The following is a 5,867-nucleotide window of genomic DNA, read 5'->3' as shown; positions in this document are numbered from 1 at the left end:
GCCTTGCCGATGTCCAACCCCGCCACACGCGTGATGATCTGCTCTTCATCCTGGGCTTGTTCCAGCAACCGAAACCCTCCCCACCAGCACGAACATCAAAAGCGGTCGCCCGCGGCAGCCACAGAACGGGTGAACCTAACTCGCGTGCTCGCAGCAACAGTGAAGGGCCCATAACGCGGCTACCAGCGTCCGACTAACCCACGACCTCACACGGACCAAGGAGCAACGACGTCAGCGAGCGACCGACACGATTTTCAGCCCGGAACGGGCCACCTCGCCAGAGGCGACAAGGACTAACCCCGCCCCCGCCCCGCTGCCGCCTCCTCGCCGCTTCCTGCCCCGGGCCTGTCGCCCGGGCCGGCGATCATGAAGTTGGCGGCGACATTTCGGACGCTGCGGCCAGTCAACCTCATGATCGCCGGGCTGCTTCCCGCGGTTCTCGTCGATCATGGAGTTGTGGTTCCTTGAATGCGGCTTTTGCGGTTTTTGTCGACTGCCTCAACTCCATGATCGACGAAACAGGGGGTGGGGGAGGGGGTGACGTGGAGCGGCCCGCCCGGTGGGGGGACACCGGGCGGGCCAGCACCTGTCGGCCGCTACGTGTCAGCAGCGGGTGGGGGCGAGGGTGAAGTCCTCCACTGTGGGCGTGGCGGAATTGATCTTCGTTTGGCGCGTCTGAGGCTTCCAGCCGTCCTTGGCGACGATCAACGTGAGCGGGTTGTTGCGCCGGTCCATCCAGTAGGCGTACTTGCCCTCGGCGTCCGTGGTGAACGTGTAGGAGCTTGCCCAGGAGTCGACCTGGACGGTCGCGCCCGGCAGCGGCGCGGTGCCGCCCTGGCAGCTCCTGCCGGAGACCGTGCCGGACAGCTTCGCCCAGGTGGTCGGCGGCTGCGCCACCATGGTGACCGCCACCGGCGCCACCGTGTACGGGGTGTCCTCCTTGATCGCGACGGACGCCGAGTACGTACCCGGCTGGTCGACGTTCGCGGTCATGCCGACCGTGACCGTGACCTTCGCGCCGGGCGCCAGAGTGACCTTGGACTTGTCCACGGTCAGCCAACTGACGTCCGCCGCGGTCTCGGAGCACTCGGAGAAGCCGGGCAGGACCTCGCTGTCCTTGGTGGCCGTGAAGCTGCCCGACGAACCGCCGATCTTGTAGAACCCGCAGGCCGCGCCGCCCCGGTAGCGGGGGGTGTTGGCGTTGGGCAGGTTGGCCCACGAGTTGGTCACCGGGTCGTACGCGAATCCGGCGTTGGTGATGGCGCCGCCCTGCGACCCGCCGACGACCAGAAGCTTGCCGTTCGCCACCGCATACGACGAGGCCCAGTTGTCGGCCGGCGCGTCCGGGATGGCGGTCCAGGCGTTGGCGGCCGGGTCGAAGGCGTAACCGGCCTTCTGTGACACCGTCCCGTCGTTGCCGCCGGTGCAGTAGACGGTGCCGTCGATCCCGCCGCAGGACAGGAACGCCACCGACTTCGGATAGGCCGGCAGGGTCTCCCAGGTGTTCGCGCCCGGGTCGTACCTGACCACCGTGTTGGACATCGGCAGGCAACTGGCCGTGGTGCAGCCGCCGACCGCGTACAACTTGCCGCCCGCGACGGCCTGGCCAGCCGCCGACCGTGGCGCCGGGTTGCTCGCCCTGGCGGTCCAGGCGTTCGCCGCCGGGTCGTACGACCAGGTGGTGCCGTCCGGGCCGGAGGCGCCCCAGCCGCCGCTGGCGACGATCTTGCCGTCGATCACGCCGACAGTCATCGCGGTCCGGGCGCCGGGCAGGTCGGCGATGGCGGACCAGGTCTGGGCGACCGAGTCGTAGCGGTAGTTCTTGGTGCTGGACGTGGTGCCGTCACCGCCACCGATGGAGTAGATCTTGCCGTCGACGGTGACGACCCGGTTGTCCATCACGTTGGCCGGGTAGCCCGGGATGGCGGTCCAGGGATCCGCCTGCGGGGCGGCCGGCGCGGCGGCCGAGGTGGCCGACTTGCCGGAGGGGCGGGCGGCGAACGACGTGGACGCGGTCAGCCGCTGCGCCGGCGCGCCGGTCGAGCCGAGCAACGCCTGCTCGGAGAGTTGGGTGCCGTCCGCGCGCTGCAGCACGAACCCGCCGTCCCGCTCGGAGAACTCGACGTTCACCGGCGCCCCGCCGGTGTTCTTCACCGTGAACGTCTTGCTGACCTTGCCGCTGGGCATCCGGGCCGTGCCGGTCAGCGACGTCGGCTGCACCGACAGCCGGCCGGCGGCGAGACTGAAGCTGGCCGAGGTGGCCCAGTCGGTCTCGACGTCCACCTGCTTGGTCTGACTCACGTAGTTGCCGGCGGTGGCCGTGAACGGGTGCGTGCCGGTCAGCGACGAGAACATCCAGTAGAAGCCGTCCGGCAACTCGGTGTCGTCCGGGGTGGCGACCGTGGTGGTCTTCTCCGCCGGGCGGTCCGTGCTAGTCACGGTGGCGCCGTTGACGTACCCGTCGTCGTTGGCGTCGCGGACGTGACCGAGCACGAGGCCGCCGTCGACCGGCTTGCAGATGAGCCCGCTGCCGATCAGCACGTTGTCGACCTCCCACCACCATTCCCAGCTTGCGTCGTAGTAGTGGAAGCGCACCCGCACCTGCGACTGGTTGGCCGCCTGCGGGATCGGCACCTCGGTCAGCTTGGTGCGCACGTCGGCCGCCTGCCGGAGCACGTTGCTCCAGGTGGCGCCGCCGTCGAGACTCAGGTCGACGTCCGCGCGGTCGCTGTTCAGCCAGTTGTAGTCCTGGTTGAACCGGATCACCGGCGCGCTCACCCCGGTCAGGTCGACCACCGGGCTGACAAGTGAGGTGTCCTGCTTGCCGCCGCTGCCGTAGTTGTCACTGTCGATGATGGCGAAGTTGCCGCTGCCGCCGGTGAGGTTGCCCCGCTTGCCGGCGTCGGTGAACTTCCAGACCTGGCCTGAGGCGGCGTTGTCCACCACGGACCAGCCGTCCGGCACGCTCGTGCCGTCGAACGTCTCGTACACGCCGTCGGAGCTGACGGTGTAGCCGGGGGCGGTGGTGCACGCCTCCGGGTTCGCCGGCACCGCGATGTTCGCGGTGAGGTTGCCCGAGCCGACCGTGACCTCCTTGGTGACGGTCAGGTAGCCGGCGTACTGCGGCTCGACCCTCAGCCGGTACGTCGACCCGGCGGGCACCTTGAGACTGTACCGGCCGTTGGCGGGCGTGGTGTAGTCGGAGATCGGTGTGCCCTCGACGCTCACCTTGGCGTAGAGCGGCCAGCCGTGCCCGGACCCGTCGGTGACCTGACCGCCGACCGTGACGCTCGGTACCGCGGTGAGCGTGACGTTCAGCGTGGTGGTCGTGTTCGTGGTGACCGTCGCCGTCAGCGTGCGGCTCGCGTAGCCGAACGCCGCGACCACCACCTGGTAGTCGCCGGCCGGCAGCAGCGAGGAGTACGTCCCGTCGGCGCCGGTGACGAGCGTCCGGTCCGCCGCGCCGGTCAGGGTGACCGTGGCGCCGGCGATCGGGGCGCCGGCCGCGTCGGTGACCTTGCCGGAAAGCGTGCCGTTGTCCCCGATCGGGGCGGCGGCGAGCAGCGCGAGCGCGTCGAGGCGGCCCTCGCCGTAGACGTTGTTGTCGTCCGCGGTGCCGCCGCACTGGGTGTCGGCCTTGTCGACCGCGGTGTCGTTGAGCAACGCGCGGGTCGCCTCGACGTCACCGACCAGGGTGGGCGCCGCGGACCAGAGCAGCGCGATCGCGCCGGCCAGGTGCGGCGCCGCCATCGAGGTGCCGCTGATGCTCGCGTACGAGTTGTTCGGCACGCTGGAGCGGATGTTGACGCCGGGCGCCGAGATGTTCGGCTTGATCTCGCCGCTCTGCCCGGTGCCCCGGGACGAGAAGCTGGCGATGTTGTTGTTGACGTCGTACGCGCCGGCCGAGTAGTTGCTGGCCAGGCTGCCCGGTGAGCCGCTTGTCTGACAGGACGGCCCGTTGTTGCCGTTGGACCAGACGCCGAAGATGCCGGAGGCGGTCCAGGCGTCGGTGACGTCCTCCATGAACGGCTCGTTCGACGGCTGGGTGGTGCCCCACGAGTTGTTGATGATGTTCGGCCGCTTGCTGGCGTCCGGGTTCTCCCCGGCCAGGTCGGTGGGTTCGAGCATCCACTCCCCGGAGGAGATCAGCGCGGCGTCGGTCGGGCAGCACCCGTTCGCGGCGATCCACTTGACGTCGGGGGCGACGCCGATCTGGTTGGCGCCGTCCGAGCCGGCCATGGTGCCCATGGTGTGGGTGCCGTGCCCGTCGGAGTCGCACGGCCCGTCGTCGCACTCGCCGGCCGCGTCGTACCAGTTGTAGTTGTGGTCGAAGGTGCCGTCGCCGTTGTTGCCCCGGTAGGCGTTCACGAGCGCCGGGTGGTCGAACTGGACCCCGCTGTCGATGCTCGCGACGGTGATGCCGGCGCCCTTGACGCCGTACTGGTTCCAGACGTCGTCGGCGTTGATGTTGGCGATGCCCCACTCCAGGGCGTTCGTCGACTTCTCGTCGGCGCCCGGCGTGGTCTTCGGAAGCTGGTAGTCGACCGGGGCGTAGATGCCGTCCACCTCGGCGTGGGCGGCGAAGTTCTGCGCCATGGTGAGGGAGCCGCCGCTGACCTTGATGGCGTTGGTGGCCCAGAACGTCTGGTATTTGGTGCCCGCGCGGTCCAGTTCGGCGCGGATCTTCGCCTGGCTGTCGGCGGCGGTCTTCTTCAGCGCCGCGGCGACCGCCGTGCCGCGTTGGTTCCAGTCCTTGACCGAGGCTGCCTTGCCCAGGTCGGCCCGACCGGCGAAGTGGATCCAGAAGTCACCCTCGCTCTTGCCCTCGAGCTGGCGGGCGAGTTCGGGGCGGATCTTGTCGCCGGCCGTCGCGCCGGCGCCCGCGCCGGCCTGCGCCTGCGCGGGGGAGCCGGTGGCGGCCAGCGCGGTCGCGGCGAGGACCAGTGCGGCGCCCGCGCTCACCAGCCGCCCGGCCGGACCCCTTCTGTGTGGACGTCTCAGCATCGGTGCTGCCTCCTCCGATGACCCGCGGATGGTCGAGCCATGACAGAAGGGCCAGGAGACCACGCTCCCGACTGGTCACACCGGTTTGAAACGAACCCCCCAGGCCCCCTAGGCGCCGTGCGGGTCTACGCCGGTCACCTGTGTGGACACTATGATCGACACCAGAGGCGATCAATGACCGTACGTGAGCAACTTGTCACCAACAGGCCCCCTGGACGGTGGCCCGGTTGACAGTCATTGTCACGGTGGGGGCGCGGTGACACCTGACGACACGAACGCGACGCCCGCCGGCACCGACCCGGCGGAGCGGCCCTTCTCGCTTGTCATAGGCGTGACGCCGTCCCCGGCCGAGCGGCTGCGGCTCACCGAGCTGCTGGACGGCGTGGCGCCGCTGCTGCTCGTCGCCGACCTGGACGAGCTGCGCGAGCTGATCGCCCCCGCGGAGGATGTTAGGCGGGGGCCCCCGTTAACGCATTCGGAGGTGGCGGGGCCCCCGCCTAACACCTCCGGGCCTCCGGCCGACGGCGTGCTGGTGATCGACGCGGGCCGGTCCACCGCCCGCTGGGGCGACCGGCAGGTCGCCCTCACCCGCCTGGAGCGCGACCTGCTGACCTGCCTGACCGTCGAGCCGGTGCGGGTGTGGAGCTATGCCGAGCTGCGCCGGGTGGTATGGCACGACGCGCCGACCCAGCGCCGCGCCGACGTGCAGTCCCTGGTCAAGCGGCTGCGCCGGAAGCTCGACGAGCTGGGCACCGGAGTCACGATCGTCGCGGTGCGCGGCGTCGGGCTGCGGCTCACCGACCACCGCCGCCCGCTGGTGCGCGGCGGCTGACGCCACGTCCGGAAGCGGGGCGTGCGATCGG

2 protein-coding genes are annotated in these 5,867 nt (G+C 70.2%); one reads left to right on the top strand and one right to left on the bottom strand.

Features of this window, described 5'->3' with window-relative positions; genetic code table 11:
• Positions 1 to 603: 603 nt before the first annotated feature.
• Positions 604 to 5,004 carry a S8 family serine peptidase gene (locus tag SM450_RS18430; RefSeq protein ID WP_474620974.1) on the bottom strand — a complete coding sequence of 1,467 codons (4,401 nt, stop codon included), beginning with the start codon at positions 5,002 to 5,004 and terminating at the stop codon, positions 604 to 606.
• A 256-nt stretch (positions 5,005 to 5,260) separates the two neighbouring features.
• Here SM450_RS18430 and SM450_RS18425 point away from each other — a divergent pair, with 256 nt between their 5' ends.
• Positions 5,261 to 5,836: a winged helix-turn-helix domain-containing protein gene (locus tag SM450_RS18425; protein ID WP_474620973.1), complete on the top strand. Its 576-nt coding sequence runs from the start codon at positions 5,261 to 5,263 to the stop codon at positions 5,834 to 5,836.
• Positions 5,837 to 5,867 lie beyond the last annotated feature (31 nt).

The sequence above is a fragment of the Micromonospora marincola genome, from assembly GCF_056150385.1.
Note: the sequence above shows the minus strand (reverse complement) of the source record. Positions and strands in the feature narration are given on the sequence as shown.

What these genes read in the sequence shown, in the direction of transcription:
- SM450_RS18430 (WP_474620974.1), bottom strand. Translation starts at nt 5,004, where the DNA reads ATGCTGAGACGTCCACACAGAAGGGGTCCGGCCGGGCGGCTGGTGAGC.